Here is a 19,186-nt window from a genome sequence, read left to right as displayed (position 1 = left end):
TTTACCTGTGGTTAACATTCCGCTCAAGTGTCACTTTTTTATTTCAACGCCACAGCGGGCTAATATTTATAAAAATATCCTTGTACATTTGTTATGGAGATCCTCTCCTTGATTCATAAATCATCATTCACACTACTTAACATTTACTACTATGATTGAAACAAAAGCGTATGCCGCGCAAGATGAAAACACGCCGCTTGCACCATGGACTTTTGAAAGGCGCGAAGTTGGCCCAAATGATGTGCAGTTTGATATATTGTATTGCGGCGTTTGCCACTCAGATTTGCACCAGATAAAAAACGACTGGTTCCCGGGTATTTTCCCAATGGTTCCGGGCCACGAAATTGTTGGCCGTGTAGTTAAAGTTGGCGAAAATGTAACAAGCTTTAAAGTTGGCGATTTAGCTGCTACCGGTTGTATGGTTGATTCATGCCGTGTATGTGAAAATTGTAAACGCGACCTGGAACAATATTGCCTCAATGGCAGCTCACAAACCTATAATGGTCTTGAGCAGGATCATAAAACCCCTACTTACGGCGGTTATTCAAACACCATTGTTGTTAATAAGGATTTTGTACTGCAGCTTAAAGAAGGTGTTGATTTGGCAGCAGTTGCGCCATTGTTGTGCGCCGGTATCACCACGTACTCGCCGTTAAGGCATTGGAAAGTAGGCAAAGGCCATAAACTGGCTGTGCTTGGCTTAGGCGGTTTAGGACACATGGCGGTTAAATTTGGGGTAGCCTTTGGTGCCGATGTTACCGTATTAAGTACATCACCCAAAAAAGAAGAAGACGCCAAAAAATTAGGTGCTCACCATTTTGTGGTTACTACAGATCCTAAACAGGTTGAAGCGGCTAAAAATTCGTTCGACTTTATTTTAGATACGGTATCGGCCGAGCATGATTTTAACATGTACCTGTCTTTATTACGTACCGATGGTGTTCATATTTGCGTTGGCGTACCACCAAAACCAGCCGAGATTGCTGCTTTTAGTTTGCTGGGCGGCCGTAAAAGCTTAGCCGGATCAGGAATTGGCGGTATTAAAGAAACCCAGGAAATGCTTGATTTCTGTGCCGAAAATAATATTGTTTCGGACATTGAAATGATTGATATCAAGGATATCCACACCGCTTATGACCGGATGGAAAAAGGCGATGTGCGTTACCGGTTTGTAATTGATATGGCTACTTTGTAGGTAAGGTATTATTTGTTAAGAAAAGGCCGTGCGAAAGCATGGCCTTTTTAATTATAATCATTGCTGCTATAAAAAATCTTCAGTTGGAGGCAACGCCTGTCTTAAAATGATAGTAATCATTATGTACACAAAATATCACTACATGAAATTACTATCAAAGTTAACAGCAGCAGCCCTTGTGATAGGAGCCCTGTTTTTTACAAATACGGTAAAAGCGCAAACCACTCCTGCAAATGCGTTCCGTTTAGGTTTAGGAATTGAAACAGGCGTACCCACCGGCCCTGCACGTTTAGGCAGTACCTTTACATTAGGTGGTACAGCCCGTTTGCAATATGGTATAAGCGATAGTTTTGCGCTTACCTATACTATGGGCGGTTACCATTTCTTCCCTAAAAAAATCCCCGGAACAGATAAACGCTATGGTAGCTTCGGCGAAATTCCTATCAAGTTTGGTTTTAAGGAATTTTTTATACCAAGTGTATACGTTGCCGGCGAGGTTGGTATAGCCTACGAAAAACTGGAAGAAGGCTGGGGGCCGCACAGGCTTGATCTTTCGCCTGGTATAGGTTGGGCTAACAAGAACTGGGACGTAAGTTTCCGTTACGAAAATTTTTCCGGGGCTAATCAAGACCATTTCGGTATGCTTGGCCTGCGTTTAGCTTACGGATTTGCTTTATAATTTAACTATTAACTAACAGGCCCAGCTCACCAGGTTATGTTAGGTTGACTGACCCTCTTTCGGCTTTTGCCGGAGGAGGGTTTTTATTTGCTTTCCGGCTTGACGCGTAATTATTTTATCCTGATTTTAGGGTTGAGAAACCTAATCCGTTTTTATATTACATGTCACAAGTTTTGCAGCTAACGGAAGATCAGATATACGCCCTCGCCCCCGATGAAGCTTCAAAAAAAGCAGGTCGTGATTTGGCTAATCCGGCCAAATGGGTAAGTAAGGGTATCAATGAGCAGGCCCTTTGGGGCGAATGCCAGGGCAGCGGCAGCAAACCTTACCAAACGCAGGTTGATCTTAGTGCTATCGCTTTTAAATGTTCATGCCCCAGTCGTAAGTTTCCTTGTAAACATGGTTTAGGGCTCATGCTTTTATGTGCCCGGCAGCCCGGTTTATTTTCCACATCGGCTATGCCGGCCTGGGTTAGCGACTGGATAAATAAGCGTGCCGAAAAAGAAGAAAAGAAGGTTGAAAAAACAGCTGAAAAACCTGTAGACGAAAATGCACAGGCTAAACGTCAGCAGGCGCGTGAACAAAAAGTAAGTGCCGGGATAACCGAACTGGTGGTTTGGATCAAGGATATTGTACGCGGTGGTATCTTAACCATTCCCGAAAAAACGCCTGCTTACTGGGATAACATGGCCCGCCGCATGGTTGATGCGCAGGCATCAGGGTTGGCAGGTATGGTCAGGAATCTTGCTGCCACCAATTTCTGGAATGAGGGCTGGCAAAGTGGTTTTATGGATAAGCTACTCCAGTTATATTTGGTTGCAGAGGGATACAATAACATCCAAAATGTAGGTCCCGATTTACAGCATGACTTGCGTACTACAATAGGTTTTACCACCAATCAGGATGAACTGAGGGCACAAACAGGAGTAAGGGATACCTGGATGGTAATTGGTAAGGAAGCCCGGGACGAGCAGCAGTTAACCATTGAGCAAAATTGGCTTTACGGTTTAAAGACCAATAGTTATGCCCTGGTGCTTCAGTTTACCGTTAAAGGACAATTCCCGCTGCTTAATTTTTCGCCGGGGATGTATCTGGATGCAACGCTGGTGTATTTTCCATCGGCATTGCCGTATCGCGCCATAGTGAAAGATTACAACATAATAAAGCAAACAGATACTGCTACTGTAAAAACATTTACAGGCTGGCAACAAGTAGCCGGATATGAAACCGTATTAAATAGCCGTTTACCTTTCCGGAATGAAATGCCGGTTGTGGTTGCATCGTTAAAACCTGTTTACTATCAAAAACAATGGTGGCTGCAGGATAGTGAAGGTTATCTCTGCAAAATATCAGCTGCTTACGCCAACATCTGGCAGCTCGTAGCTGTAAGCGGCGGCAACCCGGTAACCCTGACCGTAATTGGTAAAGAAAATGAATATCGCCCGCTTGGTGTGTGGCGTCAAAATAATTATAAAAGTATCTGATGAGGGCCTGGGAAAGTATCATAAATACCGCCATGCTGGGCACCGATAAACCTACTCCGGCTATTGCTGATCTGCCGGAAGAGGTAGCAGTAATTGCTAACGCGATAGATGCCTTAGCTACATTAGATAAGGAAGAACGGTATTTGCAAAAAGCAACCGTGATCTACAATTACAGGCAGTCGGGCTTCGTTCCCTTTCAGAAAAATGATTTGCCGGATAATAAGGCTGCCGAAGAAACAAAGCCTTATTGCTCAGCAGAAGCAGCGGGGGTTTTGAACACCATATTGGATGAGGAGAGCGATCAGTTATTACAGCTTTGGTTAAACCAATGCAGCAAGGCCGGGTATTTATTGTTACCAGAAGCCTTGCCTGCAGTACTTGAAAAAGCTCAGAAAGATGTTTCATTACGCAATATTGTTATTGACTGCGGTGGTAACAGGGGAGTTTGGCTCAGTAAAATGAACCCGGTATGGAACTGGTTTACCACTGTGCCTGATGAGGAGTTGTGGCAAACAGGAACTCCTGCCCAGCGTACAGAAATATTGAAGCGTTTAAGACTGAATGAGTCAGCCGAGGCATTGAAATGGTTACAGCAAACCTGGGAGCAGGAAAATGCAGCAGGTAAATTAGAACTGCTTAAGGCGATGAAGGTTAATAGTAATCCCGATGATTTGCCATGGTTGGAGGGCTTATTAAATGAAAAAGGACAAAAGATTAAAGACGAAGCTTTAGCGCTGCTTAAAAGCATTCCTGGTTCATCGGTTATTAAACAATATGAAGAGCTGTTGCAGCAGTCGGTATCACTAAAAAAAGAAAAAGCCTTGCTTGGTTTAACTACCAAAACTTCCATCCAGCTAAAACTGCCTCCGGTTGTTGATGAAAGTATCTACAAATCAGGTATCGAAAAACTATCAGGGCCAAAAAGTACGGTTACAGACGAAAATTATGTTATCTATCAGCTTATCAGCAGCGTACCGCCCGCGTTTTGGGAAAAGCGGTTTGAGGCAACGCCTGTGCAGGTAGTTGAGTATTTTGAAAAGTATGCACCTGCTATGGTACCGGCTTTGGCAAACGCGGTCGCAAAGTTCGGGCAAAAAAACTGGGTGCCATTTTTCCTGGGCCAAAGTATGTTCTATCCCGATTTTGTAGAGATGTTGAGCGGCCGTGAGCAGGAAAAATACTTGCTAAAAGCACTGAGCAACGATCCTCAAAATACAATTGCTCATGCTATTCGCATCAATGCTGAATGGGGTACAGAGTTTGCCATTGCAGCGTTGCTCAAAATGGCTAACTGGCCTTACGAATACAATCGGGGTTTTTTTACAAGATATATCGGCCTGATCCCCGTTGGGGCTTTAAACCATATCGAAAATATAACATCGCAGCAGGTTAATCTTCAGCCAACATGGGATAAAACCCGAAATCACCTGATCAATTTACTCAGCTTAAAACAGCAAACGCTTAAAGCCTTTAACGCATAAAAACTTTAACATGTCACAGATATTACGGCAACATGCAGAGCAATTATTTGCACACGAACTGGAAGAACTAAAAAAGCAGGACGGCGATAAGCGCCCTGCCAACTGGGTGCTTTCCCCTCAATCGGTAGTAACCTACCTGATGGGCGGTAAGCTGAAAAACGGTTTTGAGGTTTCGCCAAAATATATAGGTAACCGCAGGCTAATGGAAATAGCAGTAGCTACACTTACTACAGATAGGGCCTTGCTTTTATACGGTTTACCGGGCACTGCAAAAAGCTGGGTAAGTGAACATTTGGCAGCGGCTGTAAGCGGCGATTCAACCATGATCATCCAGGGTACGGCAGGTACCAGCGAAGAAGCAATTCGTTATGGTTGGAACTATGCCCGTTTAATAGCACAAGGCCCATCGCCCGATGCACTGGTGGAAACACCGGTAATGCGCGGCATGAAAGATGGTAAGATTGTAAGGCTGGAGGAACTTACCCGGATCGGTGCGGATGTGCAGGATACGCTGATCACCATCCTTTCCGAAAAAATGCTGCCTGTGCCGGAACTGAATATCGAAGTACAAGCGGTTAAAGGTTTTAATATCATAGCTACGGCTAATAACCGCGATAAAGGCGTAAATGAATTATCAAGCGCGCTAAAACGTCGTTTCAATACAGTGATACTACCCCTGCCCGACTCGGTTGAAGAAGAGATCGATATCGTTCGCCGTCGCGTGGAGAGCTTTGAAAAAGTAATGGAACTGCCTGCCGAGCCACCCGCATTGCAGGAGATCCGCAGGATAGTGACTATTTTCCGCGAGCTCCGTGCAGGTGTTACATTGGATGGCAAAACAAAGATCAAAGTTCCATCGGGTACCTTAAGTACTGCTGAAGCTATTTCGGTTGTGAACAGTGGTTTATCCATGGCTGCCTATTTTGGAGACGGACAGTTAAAAGCGGCTGACCTTGCTGCGGGGATCATTGGTTCGGTAATTAAGGATCCGGTACAGGATAAATTGGTTTGGCAGGAATATCTGGAAACTGTAGTAAAAACCCGTACCGATTGGGCCGACATTTACCGCGCCTGCCGCGATCTATAATCAAACAACCTTAAGCCAATGGCAGTACATATTTTAGGCATAAGGCATCACGGGCCGGGTTCGGCGCGTAATGTGAAAGCTTTCCTGGAAACGGTTAAGCCCGATATTGTTTTGGTTGAAGGTCCGCCGGAGGCTGATGCCATGCTACAGTGGGTAAGCAACGAAGGGTTGAAGCCGCCTGTAGCTTTGCTTTGCTATCAGCCCGATGATCCGCAACGCTCGGTGTTTTATCCTTTTGCTGATTTCTCGCCCGAATGGCAGGCCATCCTTTATGCCCGCAGGCAAAACATCCATGTGCGTTTTATGGATCTGCCTGCCGGTAACCAAATGCAGGTTGAAAGGGAGCATAAGGTTATTAAGCAGGAAGATGAACCAGATAACGATCATATCAATAACGAGGGGCAAAGCCTTGAGCAACTATACAAAAGCCCGATAAGTTATCTCTCTGATGCTGCCGGTTTTGCCGATGATGAAAAATGGTGGGAGCATACTTTTGAATACCGCAACAATAACGATGAGGTTTTCGATGCCGTAGCCGAAGCTATGCAGGCGCTACGCGAGAGCCTTCCCCAAAAAGATAAAAAGCTTGAACAGATGCGCGAGGCCTATATGCGCCGCACCATCCGCCAGGCCGAAAAGGAAATGTTTCACACCATAGCGGTGATCTGCGGTGCGTGGCATGCACCTGCGTTGCAAGGCAAATCATCGCAAAAGGATGATAACGAGTTGTTAAAAGGCCTACCCAAAGTAAAAACGGAATGCACCTGGATCCCCTGGACATTTAGCCGGTTGAGTTTTTATAGCGGGTATGGTGCGGGGATCAACTCGCCGGGCTGGTACAACCATATTTGGCACCACCCGCATGATGATGGTACTTTATGGATGGCCAATGTAGCGCAATTGTTCCGCAAGCAGCAGGTGGATACTTCTGTTGCCCATATCATTGAAGCGGTAAGGCTGGCTGGTGCACTGGCATCATTACGCGGATTGCCCAAAGTAGGTTTGGAAGAGCTAAACGAGGCAACGCTGAGTGTGCTTTGTAATGGCGAAAGTATTTTGCTGAAGCTGGTACAGGATGAACTGATAGTTGGTCACCAGATAGGGGAGGTGCCTGTTGAAATTCCCAAACCGCCGCTACAGCTCGATATTGAAAAACAACAAAAAAAGCTAAGACTGCCCGCCACGGCCGATTATAAAGATTACACGCTCGATCTTAGGAAAGATACTGACCTGGACAGGAGCATTTTCCTGCACCGCCTGCAATTGCTGGGCATCAACTGGGGCAGGCAGCAATATACTACAGGTAAGGGAACGTTTAAAGAACAATGGCGGTTGCAATGGGATCCCGGTTATTCGGTTGAGATTGTTGAGCGCGGCAATTTAGGCAATACAGTAGCCGAGGCGGCCGCCAGCAGCGTAATTAGCCAGGCAACGGAAGCCAAAGAACTGAAAGCGATAGGCGATCTGCTTGAAAAAACTATCCCCGCCGAACTGCCCGGCGCTATTGAGACATTGATCAGCCGGCTTAATAATTTAGCTGCTGCATCTGCCGATGTTATTGAACTGATGGAGGTGATACCGGGTTTGATAACCGTGGCGAGGTATGGTAACGTGCGTAAAACAGATGCCGAGCTGGTGCTCAGCATTATCAACAGCATTATTACCCGGGTTTGTATCAGTTTACCAAATGCCTGCATAGCCATTGATGAAGATGCCTCACAAAAACTGCTGGAGCTGTTTTTTAAATTGAACGACGGTATTAATCTTTTGCAGGATGCGGAGATCACTACCATGTGGCAGCAAACATTAATAACCATAGCAGCCAATAAAAGCACCTCACCGGTGATTGGCGGGTACAGCACCCGCTTGCTGCACGATGCCAGGCAACTGGAGGGCGATCAACTGATGCAATATTTCAGTTTCGCTATGTCGTCGGCTACTGCACCGGTTATTGCCGCGGCCTGGCTCGAAGGCTTTTTGAAGGGTAGTGGTACCTTGCTGCTGCTTGATCAGGACCTTTGGCAGGTGATAGACAACTGGGTAGCCGGCCTCGCCGATGATATTTTTATGCAGGTGTTACCCTTACTGCGCCGTACGTTTGCCAACTTTACCAATCCCGAAAGACGAAAGCTTGGCGAAAAGGCCCGTTCGGGCGGAGGAACGGGGCATCAGCATACCAACATCAGCGCAAATTTTGACCCTGAGCGGGCCAAACAAGGACTACCGGTTATCATGCAATTATTGGGTTTAACCATAAATACAATCGAAACAAATGGAAATTGAACCGGAACACCTGCGAAAATGGCGGTTAATACTGGGCGGCAACCAAAATGAAGGCACCGAATTTAGCCTTGATGAAGCAGACCTGAAAGTTGACCGTACACTTGAAGCATTGTATGATAATGATCGCACCGGCAGCCTTGGTGCTTCATCGCCAAATGTAAGCCGCTGGCTGGGCGATATCCGAACGTTTTTTCCTTCAAGCGTGGTGCAGGTAATGCAGCAGGATGCCTTAAAAAGGCTTAACCTAACCCAGATGTTGTTTGAAAAGGAGATGCTGGAAAACGTTGAGCCCGATGTTCACCTGGTGGCAACGTTAATGACCCTGAGCCGCGTTATTCCTGATAAAACAAAGGATACGGCCAGGCAGGTAGTACGCAAGGTGGTTGATCAGCTGATCAAAAAACTCGCAGAGCCTACCCGGCAAGCCATTACCGGTAGCTTAAGCCGTAGCATCCGTAACACAAGGCCACGCCATAACGAAATAAACTGGGGGGCAACTATCCTCAAAAACCTTAAACATTATCAACCCGAATACCAAACTATTATCCCCGAAACAAGGATCGGCTATGGGCGTAAACGATCTTCGTTAAAAGATGTTATCCTGTGTTTGGATCAAAGCGGCTCCATGGGCTCGTCGGTGGTTTATTCGGGTATTTTTGGGAGTGTTATGGCATCTATCCCTGCCATCAAAACTAAAATGGTGGTATTTGATACAGCCGTTGCGGATCTGACTGAAGAACTAACCGACCCGGTTGAATTATTGTTTGGCGTGCAGTTGGGTGGTGGCACCGATATCAATGCGGCATTAACCTATTGCCAGCAAATAGCTACACGGCCTACTGATACTGTATTGGTGCTCATCACCGATCTTTACGAAGGTGGTAACGTAACCGAAATGCGCCGCCGTGCTGTTGAACTGGTTGCGGCAGGTGTGCAATTGATAGTACTGTTGGCTCTGAACGATGATGGTTCGCCATCGTATGATCATCGGAATGCCCAGTTTTTGGCAGATATGGGCGTGCCGGTTTTTGCCTGTACCCCAGATAAGTTTCCTGATCTTATGGCTGCGGCGCTTACTAAGCAAGACGTGGGCCTTTGGGCGGCTAAGGAAGATCTTGTTTTGAAAAAGTAAGTAAGAAGGCCAGCTTATCGATACAAATTACCGATTCATCGACACACGATATTGCCGGTTTGAAAATTAATTGTGATTTTTACACCTTAAAATTGTTTTGTGCCGATACTTATTTCTCTTCGCCTTATTTAACATATAGTTTTAACTAAAATTGATTAAACCATTTTCTGATGCCTGCTTTGAAATGCTCAAAAGCAGTGTGCTTAACTATGCAAACCTGAACAAGGAGTTGTTTGATGCAGATACGCTAAAAAAAATAATTGTTAAAAAAACAGGACATGAAATTAGTACCTACGCCCTTAATCGGGCTTTCGATATAATCCCGGGCAAATTCAACCCATCTGCTTACACACTCAATGTTTTGGCCATTTATTGTGGCTATGCAGGATGGAACGACTTTTATTTAACAAGTGGCTGGTAACTTAAGTTACCAGCTGAATTTTAAAAGAGCTACCCCCTGTCGTGGCAATGATACTACAGCTCCGGATAAACCTGACTTTGCCATCAGCGTAACAGGTTTTCCAAATTGTTGCAATTGGCCGGCTTTTTCAAGTGTCTTAATTTGAGCAGCCGTAGGATTTTGCGGCGATCCCATCTTTTTCCATACCTCGTATGCATTGCTATGCTCGTCATCAATACGATATTGGGTTAGTTTGATGAAAGTAGGCGGCAGGTGTTCTATCCTGATGTTTACAGTCTTTCCGGCGTCATGCAGATCATCGTCATGGTAGTTCCATAGCAGTACGGTCATTTCCTTTTTATCAACAGAAGCCAGCGCACCGATATCTGTATTACCCCTGATGCTTGAATCGGCTACGGTTTTAAGCGGGTACATTTGGTCGCCATTTACTTTCAGGCGTTTGCCTTTCATCATTCCCAGCATTCTGAAAACATTAAGAACCGGTTTATCAACGCCGTTGGTTGCTAAATCGCGGAAGCCATAAAACCAGGGCTGGTTTTCAAACTCAAACGACCATGATACCGAGCCCATAAAGTTTACGCCCAATGAATCGGCCAATTGGTATTCGCGTGCTATGGAAGCCGCAGTATAACTTGAATACATGGTGCCGTTACGGTAAGCGTTTGATGGGTTGGTAGCCATGCCGCAGGCCGCGCAACCTTCCGGGTCAGACTCGCCTATAACTATCGGCGTATTTTTAGTTTCGGGATATGAGGCCACAATTTTAAAACCTTCCCTGATATCACGGATCTGCGGGGCCATATTCATACGTACCTTACCATTAACCAGCGTAGGCTGCCCTTTGGCATGAAACGAGATCACATCAACCGGCGAACCTATTTTGCCTGTAGCGTAGTTGGTATCAGCAATGCAATGTTTGATAAAGGCATTTAAAAATTTCATTCCGCCCGGGCTTGAGCCGCCCGCAACTTCCGGTCCGCCTACATGCGCCGTAGGTAAAGCCCGTTTTACGCCCTGGGCAGCGTAGTCATATAATTTAAAAAACTCCTGCCTGGTGCCTTTCCAATAGCCAATGTTGGGTTCGTTCCAAACTTCCCAATACCAGCTTTCAACTTCTGGCTGGCCGTAACGCTGCACACAATGTTTCACCCACTGGTAAACAAGTTCTTCCCATTTGTTATAATCCTTAGGGGGATATGCCCAGCCGGTATAAACATCATCATAATTATCGCCGGGTTTCCAATAATGGCGGTAAGGTTTGGGATGAGTTGATAAAGCTTCGGGCATGAAACCTATTTGAGGATAAGGTTTCATTCCCCGTTTAATATAAGAATCAAAAATACTATCAACTAAATGCCAGTCGTAAACAGGATTGCCATTGGCATCTTCGGTGTAAGCATTGGTTGAACCCCATTTAAGGGCCGCGGTACCATCGCCGCTGGTAAGCAGGTTATGAACCCGCATCCTAACAGGTACGGGGCTTAAAGCAGCCAGTTCTGAAAGAAGTTTGCGGCCATCCTTCATATAGGTGTAGTTGGGTTCATCATGCCCAAACCATGCCCAAAAGGGGTACATATCGCCAACTTTGTCATTCAGGTTAATATTGATATGAGCCTGTTCCTGGGCAAAAATACGGGCACTGACAAACAGTAATAAACAGGGAATAAGTTTGAGGATCTTCATTCAGGTAGTTTGGTGGTTTATTGGAATGGAAAATCAAACATAAGTAATTTTATTTATTGTTAAAAGGACAATTAAAATGAAAATTAGCAACTTATATCAATTTGAAAGCCAATACAACATAAAGGATATAATTTACGTTAACACCGTGTTAATTTATTGTTTACGCGCTTCAGGAATTCTACAGAATTGAATTGTATAATTGTGTTTATCAGCGCTTAATAAGGGGGATTCTTTGCAAAATTTCAGGTTTTATTTTATTTCGATGCTATTGGCAGTCTCGTTCTGGCTGCCTGTTCATGCCCAGGTTAAGGATACATTACAAAAAGATGCGGTAAAGAAAGATTCTTTGCAAAAAGATTCTGCCAGGAATATCCTGACTTTACCGGATACTGTTAAGCATTTGCAAAGTAAAATCCCGTCGTACATACCGCCGGCGGCTTTTATTACTTACGGTTTATTATCGCTTAAGGTAAAGTTTATCCGTAATATTGATTATGACGTGAGGAATGATATGATGAAAGATCATCCCGGTTTTCATACCAGTATTGATAATTACCTGCAATACGCGCCAATCATTTCGGTTTACGGCTTGAATGCAGTAGGCGTACACGGTAAAAACACGTTTATTGACCGTACGCTGTTGCTTGCTTTATCCGAAGCCATATTCAGCGGGACTACTTTTGGCTTGAAACGAATCACCCACCGTATGCGTCCCGATGGGTCAAATAACATGTCGTTTCCGTCAGGGCATACCGGTAACGCCTTTGTTTCTGCCGAATTTATGGCCCAGGAATACGGTGACCGTTCGCCTGTGTATGGAGGCGTGGGATATGCTTTCGCAACTACTACGGCTATACTTCGTGTATACAACAACAAACACTGGTTTAGCGATATCATAGCAGGAGCAGGTTTTGGTATCCTGTCTACCAAGGCTGCATACTATTTGTACCCGCTTATCCGCAACAGTCTGTTTCGCGGAGGCAACGAAAATGGCAAAAACAATAACTCCTTATTGCTGCCCACCTACCAGGATGGAAGGGTAGGATTGACTTTTGCGAAGAGTTTTTAAAACACTGATCTTATTATTTATAATGTGCAACCACCTTAATATTAGGGTGGTTGCTTTGTTACAGGCGAAAATTTTTTCAATAAAAATAACTTAGCTATTGCAACGTACGTTTTTAATACATACCTTTGGTTTATGAGTTTGTTTAAAAAGGATACTACTGCTGATTTAACGCCCACCAAAACCGAAATGGATGTTTTGCAGGTGCTGTGGCAGTACGGGCCGTCGACGGTGAGATTTGTGCACGATAAGCTTAACGAGCAAAAGGAGGCGGTAATTTATACCAGTACCCTTAAGCTGATGCAGGTAATGAAGGAGAAGGGGATGCTTGAACGCGACGAAACCAATATGAAGCACATTTACAGCGCTGTGGTTGAAGAAAGCAAGGTGAAGGGGAATATGCTCGGGCGCTTTGTTGATTCGATGTACAATGGTTCGCCGAGTGATTTAATGGTGGCCCTGTTGGGTAACGATAAAACATCGGCCGAAGAACTCAAAAAAATAAAAGAGCTGCTCAAAAACATGGATGATAAATAATTAAACCTTACAGATATGTACCTGCTCCTTAACACCAACACCATTTCCCATAGCCTGATACAGGCTTTTAGCTGGATGCTGATCCATTCATTATGGCAGGGGATGTTGCTGGCAGTTATCAGCGCAATGGTAATGCTCCTTACCAAAAAAACAAGTGCGGCAGTAAGGTACAACCTGGTACTTGTACAGTTTTTATTATTTATTGGGGTCTGCGCGCTCACTTTCGCCTGGGAGTGGAACAAACCGCCGCAGCAAAGTATGGTACAGTTTGGTAACGCCATTGGTGGAAGGGCATCGGCTTTATTCAGCTTTAATGCCGATGGGGTCCGGGCTTTCGCCAATACTTGTGTTGGATATTTTACTGCCAATGCTCCTATGGTTGTATTGTTGTGGCTTGTGTTTTTCCTGTTCCGCTCGGTGCGGATGATGCGCGGGCTCATGTTTATCCACACTGCTAAATACAGGCAGGTATCGGAGCCGAGTGATTATTGGAAAAACAGGGTTGAACTGCTTTGCAAAAAGCTGCAATTAAAGCGGGCTGTGAGGCTGTTGGAATCGGGTTATGTAAAAATGCCTATGGTTATTGGTCATCTTAAACCGGTTATCCTGATCCCGATAGGTCTGTTGGCCGGGTTGCCGCCTGAGCAGGTTGAGGCTGTATTGCTGCATGAACTTGCCCATATCCGCAGGCACGATTACATGGTTAACTTTTTACAAACCATTGCAGAAACGGTGTTTTTCTTTAATCCCGGTTTATTATGGATCTCGGCCCTGCTGCGCGATGAGCGGGAAAACTGCTGTGATGATATCGCCCTCGCCCAAACAAAAAATAAGCGGGAGTTTATAGATGCCCTCATCAGTTTTAAAGAATATTCACTTTATGGCGCAAATTATGCTGTTGCTTTTCCCGGTAAAAAGAACCAATTGCTGCAAAGGGTAAGCCGTATCCTCGGCAATAAAAACAAAACGGTAACTTCGGGCGAGCGGGCATTTTTAATAGGTGGGGTTATTGTCCTTTCGGTAATTATAGCTACTGCCGCTATTGCCCAGATCAGGAAAGTTAATTACCCGGAAAGTGGCAGTGCTCATGTATATAAGCAGGAACAACGGGTTGTGCAACCTGAGGGTACGCAAGTAGTAGTAATTGCTAAGCAAACTGACAGGCCCAAACGTTCAAAACGCAGATACATTGCTGATGTACAGAAGCCCGTTCGTCCTATTGAAAATGTGGTTATGGCTAACGCCGAACCTTTGTCTCCACGGGAGCAACTGGAGCGCTACGCATTAGCCGCAAAGCGGTGGGCCGAACAGGAAAATCAGCAGACAGTAGCCAATAACACAAAGCCCAACCCCGAACAGGAACAAGCCCGCCGTGACCAGGAACAGGCTACACGTGATCAGCAACATGCCAAAGCAGATCAGGATCAGGCACGTCGCGACCAGGAGCAGGCCCGCCGCGACCAAGAGCAAGCCATGCGTGATCAGGCGCAGGCTAAAATTGACCAGGAACAGGCCGAAAGAGACTTGGTACAAGCTAAGCGCGATCAGGAGCAGGCGCAGCGTGATCAATTGCAAGTAAAACAACCAATAGCACCAAAACCAGCTAAACCAAAAAACACCGTAAGCGTAGAGTAAATCAAATAACAACACAACGGGCTTTTTTATTGCGGGCAGCGCCGCCTGTAAGCAGAGCTTTTATATTTTTAATTCAGGAAAACCGGGATTTTAAGAACCAGCTTTGAACTGGGTGGCATTCTATTGCCCTTTTACTAACAAAAATTTAATTGGAAATGAAAGAACATTATTTACCGAAAGGTATGGTGATTGCATGCCTGTTGCTTATACTTTTTAACGGGGCAACAAGCGTTTTACTGGCACAGGACAAGCAACAGCGCCTGGATAGCTTGTTTACAACATTGTATCATCAGCACGAGTTTAACGGCAACGTGCTGGTTGCCGAAAAAGGAAAAGTTGTTTATCAGCGTTCGTTTGGTTATGCCGATGTTGCGTCGAAACTGTTGAATGCCGACCAAACTGCTTTTAACCTGGCTTCGGTTTCAAAAACATTTACGGCGGTAGCTATTTTACAGCTTAAGCAAAATGGCAAGCTTAAACTGGATGATCCCTTCATCAAGTATTTTCCTGAGTTTCCCTGGAAGCAGATCACCTTACGGCATCTCTTATCACATACTTCCGGCTTGCCCGATTACCAGATTTTTGAAAAGCCTTACGGCGAAAACCCCGAAAAGATCTACGCATTGGATGACCTGATCCCGGCGTTGAAAAAAGACAGTCGAGGTTTATTATTCAAAACGGGCGAAAGGTACAGCTATTCAAATACAGGTTTCGGATTGCTTGCGCTGTTAGTTGAAAAGCTGAGCGGGATGAAATTCCAGAACTATTTGACTAAGTATGTTTTTAAGCCTGCCGGGATGGCCCATACGTACATTGAAACACCTCTGCTACCTGTAGCCGACAAAAACCGGGCTCAGCGTTATGAATTTGTCAGCTATTCGCCGGGGCAGTTGAAACGTGTCGATTCGGTAAAAGGCGATCATATCGAGTCGGTAATATTAGGCGCTATAATTGGGCCGACTGCAGTTGTGAGTACCACCGGCGATCTGCTAAAGTTTGATGAAGCTTTATACGGCGGCAAATTACTGCAACAGAAAGTGCTTGAAGAAGCCTTTGTTCCAACCTTACTTAATGACGGAAGTAAAGCAAGTGCTGGCTGGGCAAATACGAAATCATATTATGGTCTTGGCTGGGAGATACTACGGGATACAACTTATGGCAAAGTTGTATGGCATTCGGGCGGTTCATCGGGTGTGGTTACAGTATTTCTTCGCAATATAACCCGGAAGCAAACTGTTGTTTTACTTGATAATGTAACGCATCGCGGCCTTCATCCCGAAGGACTCAATGCCTTTTATATTTTAAATAACGGGAACAATATCTACCGGGGCAAGCGTTCGCTGGCTAAAGATTATGTAATAACCCTGTATCAGAAAGGTGCCGACGCCGCAACTGTGCTTTTCAACGAGACTAAAACAGATACCGCTCATTATTTCATGGACGAAAGGGAATTAAATCGGCTCGGTTACGACATGATGAGTGATGGCTTGCTCAGCCAGGCTTTGGAGGTCTTTAAACTCAATACACTCTTATTTCCGGCAAGTTTTAATACTTATGATAGCTATGCCGAAGCACTTGCCGGTGCAGGTAAAAAGGAAGATGCCATAAAAATGTACCAAAAGTCAATTGCTCTTAATCCGCAAAACGAGGGTGGAATAAAGGCATTGGAAAAACTAAAAGAAAAATAACAGAGATCAACAGATATAAGGCCTAAAGCCTTTGACAACTTTTAAACCAACAGAAAAATGAAAACCAATTATTTAAGAAGCGCCCTGTTGCTGATAGCAGCAACGGCATTAACAACTGTGGCAAATGCGCAGAAACCGGGAAAAAAAACGGCCTTCAACTCTTATAACAATTACGATACTTTTGATGGTAAGGGGCGCGAGCGTATCCAAACTAACTGGAAAGGTAAAACTTACCAAATGGAGCTGATGAACAACAAGCTTGTGGCCCTGGCAGTTGACGGTGAAATTATCCCGTCAACCAAATGGAACGAATACAGCGCGGCTATAGCAGCTATCCGTGAGCAGATCAGGAAAGACAGGATCCAGGCAAAAAAAGATCAGGCACAAGCCAAACGTGATCAGGAGCAGGCCGGCAGAGATCAGCAGCAAGCCAAACGCGATCAGGAACAGGCAGCCCGTGATCAGCAGCATGCAAAAGTTGAACAGGATGAAGCCGAACGCGACCAGCAACAGGCTAAGAGAGATCAGGAACAGGCTGCCAAAGATCAGCAGCAAGCCAAACGCGACCAGGAGCAGGCTTCACGCGATCAGGAACAAGCCAAACGTGATCAGGAACAAGCCCGTTTAGATCAGATCCAGGCTAAAAAAGATCAGGAACGTGCTGCCGAAGATCAGCGGGTATTAAAACAGATGACCAACGATTTGGTTGCAGATCATATTATTCCCAATGAAGATGCATTGCATGAACTTTCATTTAACGGCGAAGAGTTAATCGTAAACGGCAAAAAACAGCCCGATAACGTATTTAAAAAATACAGCGAAAAATATCCCCGCTTTGCTAAAGGCAACACATCCTATGAAAACGGCAAAAGGCAGTTTAATGGGTTGCATATTCATCGGAATTAAAATTGTATAGGTTATAGCCAATGCCGTGAACTACGCCGTCATTGCTGTAGGTACGAAGCAATCTCCGATTAGCAGGTTCGCTCTGTATAGTTTGGGATTGCTTCGTACCTCGCAATGACGCTTTTTATTACATGCTTTATTAAAGTATTTACGAAGAGTGCACCGACTTCCTTACTTCTTGAAATTCCTGGCCCTTAGCTTACTCAAAAACTCAGGCGAGATGCCCAGATAAGAGGCTATATAATGCTGCGGCACCCTTTGCGGAATACTGGGATAACGATTAATAAACTCCAGGTATTTTTCCATGGCTGTGGTGGAGATGGTTTTGAATAAACGTTTTTGAACCACAGTTAAATGCCTTTGCAGCATAAGCCTGAACATACGCTCCAGTTTGGGTACTTCGGTTAGCAAGCGCTCTTTTGAATCGCGGGTGAGGATGAGCAGTTCGCAATCTTCCAGGGTTTCAATGTACATGGTGCAGGGGCTTTGGTCCTGGAAACTGGCCAGGTCGCTTACCCACCAGTCTTCAACGGCAAATTGAAGGGTTACTTCCACGCCGTTCTCATCAATAATATATTCGCGGATACAGCCTTTGTTTACGTAAGCTTCAAAGTTGCAGATATCGCCTGCTGCAAGTAAACGGGTCTTTTTGGGTACTTTACGGTATTCCAAAATCTTATTAAACAACGCCGTTTCCTCAGCAGTTAAACTAACTGATCGTGCTGCGTAATTATTGATATTTTGAAACATGGTTCAAATATAAGTCAGGCTATAGCCATACCAGCAAATATCGGTCTGTAAATAATTTCATTTCTTGTTCCAGTTCAATGGATTTTCAGGATAGATAAGGCAATTTTACAGCACATAATTTTATTGATCAAATATGACCTATCTACCCAATCAAAACCGTTACCAGGATATGGAATACCGCCGTTGCGGTAACAGCGGTTTAAAGCTGCCTGCGGTATCGCTTGGCCTGTGGCATAACTTCGGTGGTATCGACAGCCTGGAGAATGCCCGTAATATTTTACGTTTGGCCTTTGACAAAGGCATTACCCATTTTGACCTTGCCAATAACTACGGTCCACCGGCGGGATCAGCAGAAGAAACTTTTGGCCACATTTTTAAAGATGATTTCAAAAGCTATCGCGATGAACTGATCATTTCAAGCAAAGCCGGTTGGGGTATGTGGCCAGGCCCTTATGGTGACTGGGGTTCAAAAAAATACCTGGTAGCCAGCCTGGATCAAAGCCTGAAACGTATGGGACTTGATTATGTGGATATTTTCTATCATCACCGCCCGGATCCGGAAACCCCTATAGAGGAAACCATGGGCGCATTAGACCTGATAGTACGCCAGGGTAAAGCTTTGTATGTTGGTATCTCAAGTTACAGCGCCTCTGAAACCGAAAAAGCGGTTGCTGTATTGAAAGAACTTGGTTCTCCATGCCTGATCCATCAGCCTAAATACTCCATGTTCGACAGGTGGGTTGAAGGTGGTTTGCTTGATGTGCTGGAAGATAAGGGCGTTGGCTGTATCCCGTTCTCTCCATTAGCGCAAGGCTTATTAACCAATAAATACCTGAAAGGTATCCCCGAAGGTTCAAGGGCCGCCGCCCATCGTGGTAATGGCGCTATTGACGAAGACGCGATAACTGAACAAAACATAGCCAAAGCTGCAAAGTTGAATGAACTTGCCTTACAGCGAGGTCAAAACCTGGCCCAGATGGCATTATCATGGATTTTGAAGGACAAGCGGATTACTTCGGTACTGATCGGTGCAAGTAAACCGGAACAGGTTACCGATTCCATCGGTTGTTTGGCCAATACTTCGTTTACAGATGAAGAGCTGAAGCTGATCAATAGTATATTAGCATAACATCTGTAAAGCGATTACCATTAAAAAATA

General features: G+C 45.0%; 16 protein-coding genes. 14 read left to right on the top strand and 2 right to left on the bottom strand.

Annotation, left to right across the window (positions count from 1 at the left end; genetic code table 11):
• Positions 1 to 151: 151 nt before the first annotated feature.
• From MTO98_RS22045 to MTO98_RS22010, 8 genes are all read left to right on the top strand, one after another.
• Positions 152 to 1,195, top strand: coding sequence for an NAD(P)-dependent alcohol dehydrogenase (locus MTO98_RS22045; protein ID WP_243481141.1), 1,044 nt, complete (start codon positions 152 to 154; stop codon positions 1,193 to 1,195).
• 142 nt (positions 1,196 to 1,337) lie between these two features.
• The gene (locus tag MTO98_RS22040) at positions 1,338 to 1,874 is read left to right on the top strand and encodes a hypothetical protein (protein ID WP_243481140.1); all 537 of its coding nucleotides are present in this window, start codon (positions 1,338 to 1,340) and stop codon (positions 1,872 to 1,874) included.
• 161 nt (positions 1,875 to 2,035) lie between these two features.
• Positions 2,036 to 3,358 (top strand): SWIM zinc finger domain-containing protein, encoded by a 1,323-nt coding sequence (locus MTO98_RS22035; protein WP_243481139.1) that lies wholly within the window; start codon positions 2,036 to 2,038, stop codon positions 3,356 to 3,358.
• Complete coding sequence (locus tag MTO98_RS22030; protein ID WP_243481138.1) at positions 3,358 to 4,839, top strand: DUF5691 domain-containing protein; 1,482 nt, start codon at positions 3,358 to 3,360, stop codon at positions 4,837 to 4,839. The genes MTO98_RS22035 and MTO98_RS22030 overlap by 1 nt, the downstream gene beginning before the upstream one ends.
• 10 nt (positions 4,840 to 4,849) lie before the next feature.
• Positions 4,850 to 5,926 carry an AAA family ATPase gene (locus MTO98_RS22025; RefSeq protein ID WP_243481137.1) on the top strand — a complete coding sequence of 359 codons (1,077 nt, stop codon included), beginning with the start codon at positions 4,850 to 4,852 and terminating at the stop codon, positions 5,924 to 5,926.
• Between the two features lie 18 nt (positions 5,927 to 5,944).
• A complete protein-coding gene (locus MTO98_RS22020) occupies positions 5,945 to 8,209 on the top strand; it encodes a DUF5682 family protein (RefSeq protein WP_243481136.1) in 2,265 nt (754 codons plus the stop codon).
• Complete coding sequence (locus MTO98_RS22015; protein ID WP_243481135.1) at positions 8,199 to 9,341, top strand: VWA domain-containing protein; 1,143 nt, start codon at positions 8,199 to 8,201, stop codon at positions 9,339 to 9,341. Before MTO98_RS22020 ends, MTO98_RS22015 begins: the two co-directional genes overlap by 11 nt.
• Before the next feature lie 151 nt (positions 9,342 to 9,492).
• Positions 9,493 to 9,762 carry a hypothetical protein gene (locus MTO98_RS22010; protein WP_243481134.1) on the top strand — a complete coding sequence of 90 codons (270 nt, stop codon included), beginning with the start codon at positions 9,493 to 9,495 and terminating at the stop codon, positions 9,760 to 9,762.
• A 6-nt stretch (positions 9,763 to 9,768) separates the two neighbouring features.
• Here MTO98_RS22010 and MTO98_RS22005 read toward each other — a convergent pair whose 3' ends face one another.
• Positions 9,769 to 11,445 carry a beta-xylosidase gene (locus tag MTO98_RS22005; RefSeq protein ID WP_243481133.1) on the bottom strand — a complete coding sequence of 559 codons (1,677 nt, stop codon included), beginning with the start codon at positions 11,443 to 11,445 and terminating at the stop codon, positions 9,769 to 9,771.
• Positions 11,446 to 11,707: 262 nt separating this feature from the next.
• Here MTO98_RS22005 and MTO98_RS22000 point away from each other — a divergent pair, with 262 nt between their 5' ends.
• From MTO98_RS22000 to MTO98_RS21980, 5 genes are all read left to right on the top strand, one after another.
• Complete coding sequence (locus MTO98_RS22000) at positions 11,708 to 12,514, top strand: phosphatase PAP2 family protein (RefSeq protein WP_243481132.1); 807 nt, start codon at positions 11,708 to 11,710, stop codon at positions 12,512 to 12,514.
• Between the two features lie 132 nt (positions 12,515 to 12,646).
• Complete coding sequence (locus tag MTO98_RS21995; RefSeq protein ID WP_243481131.1) at positions 12,647 to 13,048, top strand: BlaI/MecI/CopY family transcriptional regulator; 402 nt, start codon at positions 12,647 to 12,649, stop codon at positions 13,046 to 13,048.
• A 15-nt stretch (positions 13,049 to 13,063) separates the two neighbouring features.
• Positions 13,064 to 14,683 carry a M56 family metallopeptidase gene (locus tag MTO98_RS21990; protein WP_243481130.1) on the top strand — a complete coding sequence of 540 codons (1,620 nt, stop codon included), beginning with the start codon at positions 13,064 to 13,066 and terminating at the stop codon, positions 14,681 to 14,683.
• A gap of 155 nt (positions 14,684 to 14,838) precedes the next feature.
• Entirely contained in the window at positions 14,839 to 16,371 is a 1,533-nt protein-coding gene (locus MTO98_RS21985) for a serine hydrolase domain-containing protein (protein ID WP_243481129.1), read from the top strand.
• Between the two features lie 57 nt (positions 16,372 to 16,428).
• Complete coding sequence (locus MTO98_RS21980) at positions 16,429 to 17,277, top strand: hypothetical protein (RefSeq protein WP_243481128.1); 849 nt, start codon at positions 16,429 to 16,431, stop codon at positions 17,275 to 17,277.
• 171 nt (positions 17,278 to 17,448) lie between these two features.
• Here the strand turns inward: MTO98_RS21980 and MTO98_RS21975 are convergent, their stop codons facing one another.
• Positions 17,449 to 18,027 carry a Crp/Fnr family transcriptional regulator gene (locus tag MTO98_RS21975; RefSeq protein WP_243481127.1) on the bottom strand — a complete coding sequence of 193 codons (579 nt, stop codon included), beginning with the start codon at positions 18,025 to 18,027 and terminating at the stop codon, positions 17,449 to 17,451.
• A gap of 133 nt (positions 18,028 to 18,160) precedes the next feature.
• Between MTO98_RS21975 and mgrA the strand changes: the two genes are divergently transcribed.
• A complete protein-coding gene (mgrA, locus tag MTO98_RS21970) occupies positions 18,161 to 19,156 on the top strand; it encodes an L-glyceraldehyde 3-phosphate reductase (protein ID WP_243481126.1) in 996 nt (331 codons plus the stop codon).
• Positions 19,157 to 19,186: the final 30 nt, after the last annotated feature.

It is taken from the genome of Mucilaginibacter sp. SMC90 (assembly GCF_022811725.1).
In the GTDB taxonomy this organism is placed as follows: Bacteria; Bacteroidota; Bacteroidia; order Sphingobacteriales; family Sphingobacteriaceae; genus Mucilaginibacter.
The sequence above is the reverse complement of the archived record's forward strand: the minus strand, read 5'-3'. Positions and strand labels throughout refer to the sequence as shown.

Bases quoted from the DNA above. Each gene is read 5' to 3' on its own strand.
- MTO98_RS22020 (WP_243481136.1), top strand. From the start codon at position 5,945: ATGGCAGTACATATTTTAGGCATAAGGCATCACGGGCCGGGTTCGGCG.
- MTO98_RS21985 (WP_243481129.1), top strand. From the start codon at position 14,839: ATGAAAGAACATTATTTACCGAAAGGTATGGTGATTGCATGCCTGTTG.
- MTO98_RS21975 (WP_243481127.1), bottom strand. From the start codon at position 18,027: ATGTTTCAAAATATCAATAATTACGCAGCACGATCAGTTAGTTTAACT.
- MTO98_RS22025 (WP_243481137.1), top strand. From the start codon at position 4,850: ATGTCACAGATATTACGGCAACATGCAGAGCAATTATTTGCACACGAA.
- MTO98_RS22040 (WP_243481140.1), top strand. From the start codon at position 1,338: ATGAAATTACTATCAAAGTTAACAGCAGCAGCCCTTGTGATAGGAGCC.
- MTO98_RS22000 (WP_243481132.1), top strand. From the start codon at position 11,708: ATGCTATTGGCAGTCTCGTTCTGGCTGCCTGTTCATGCCCAGGTTAAG.
- MTO98_RS21980 (WP_243481128.1), top strand. From the start codon at position 16,429: ATGAAAACCAATTATTTAAGAAGCGCCCTGTTGCTGATAGCAGCAACG.
- MTO98_RS21990 (WP_243481130.1), top strand. From the start codon at position 13,064: ATGTACCTGCTCCTTAACACCAACACCATTTCCCATAGCCTGATACAG.
- MTO98_RS22045 (WP_243481141.1), top strand. From the start codon at position 152: ATGATTGAAACAAAAGCGTATGCCGCGCAAGATGAAAACACGCCGCTT.
- MTO98_RS21995 (WP_243481131.1), top strand. From the start codon at position 12,647: ATGAGTTTGTTTAAAAAGGATACTACTGCTGATTTAACGCCCACCAAA.
- MTO98_RS22035 (WP_243481139.1), top strand. From the start codon at position 2,036: ATGTCACAAGTTTTGCAGCTAACGGAAGATCAGATATACGCCCTCGCC.
- MTO98_RS22030 (WP_243481138.1), top strand. From the start codon at position 3,358: ATGAGGGCCTGGGAAAGTATCATAAATACCGCCATGCTGGGCACCGAT.
- MTO98_RS22005 (WP_243481133.1), bottom strand. From the start codon at position 11,445: ATGAAGATCCTCAAACTTATTCCCTGTTTATTACTGTTTGTCAGTGCC.
- MTO98_RS22015 (WP_243481135.1), top strand. From the start codon at position 8,199: ATGGAAATTGAACCGGAACACCTGCGAAAATGGCGGTTAATACTGGGC.
- mgrA (WP_243481126.1), top strand. From the start codon at position 18,161: ATGACCTATCTACCCAATCAAAACCGTTACCAGGATATGGAATACCGC.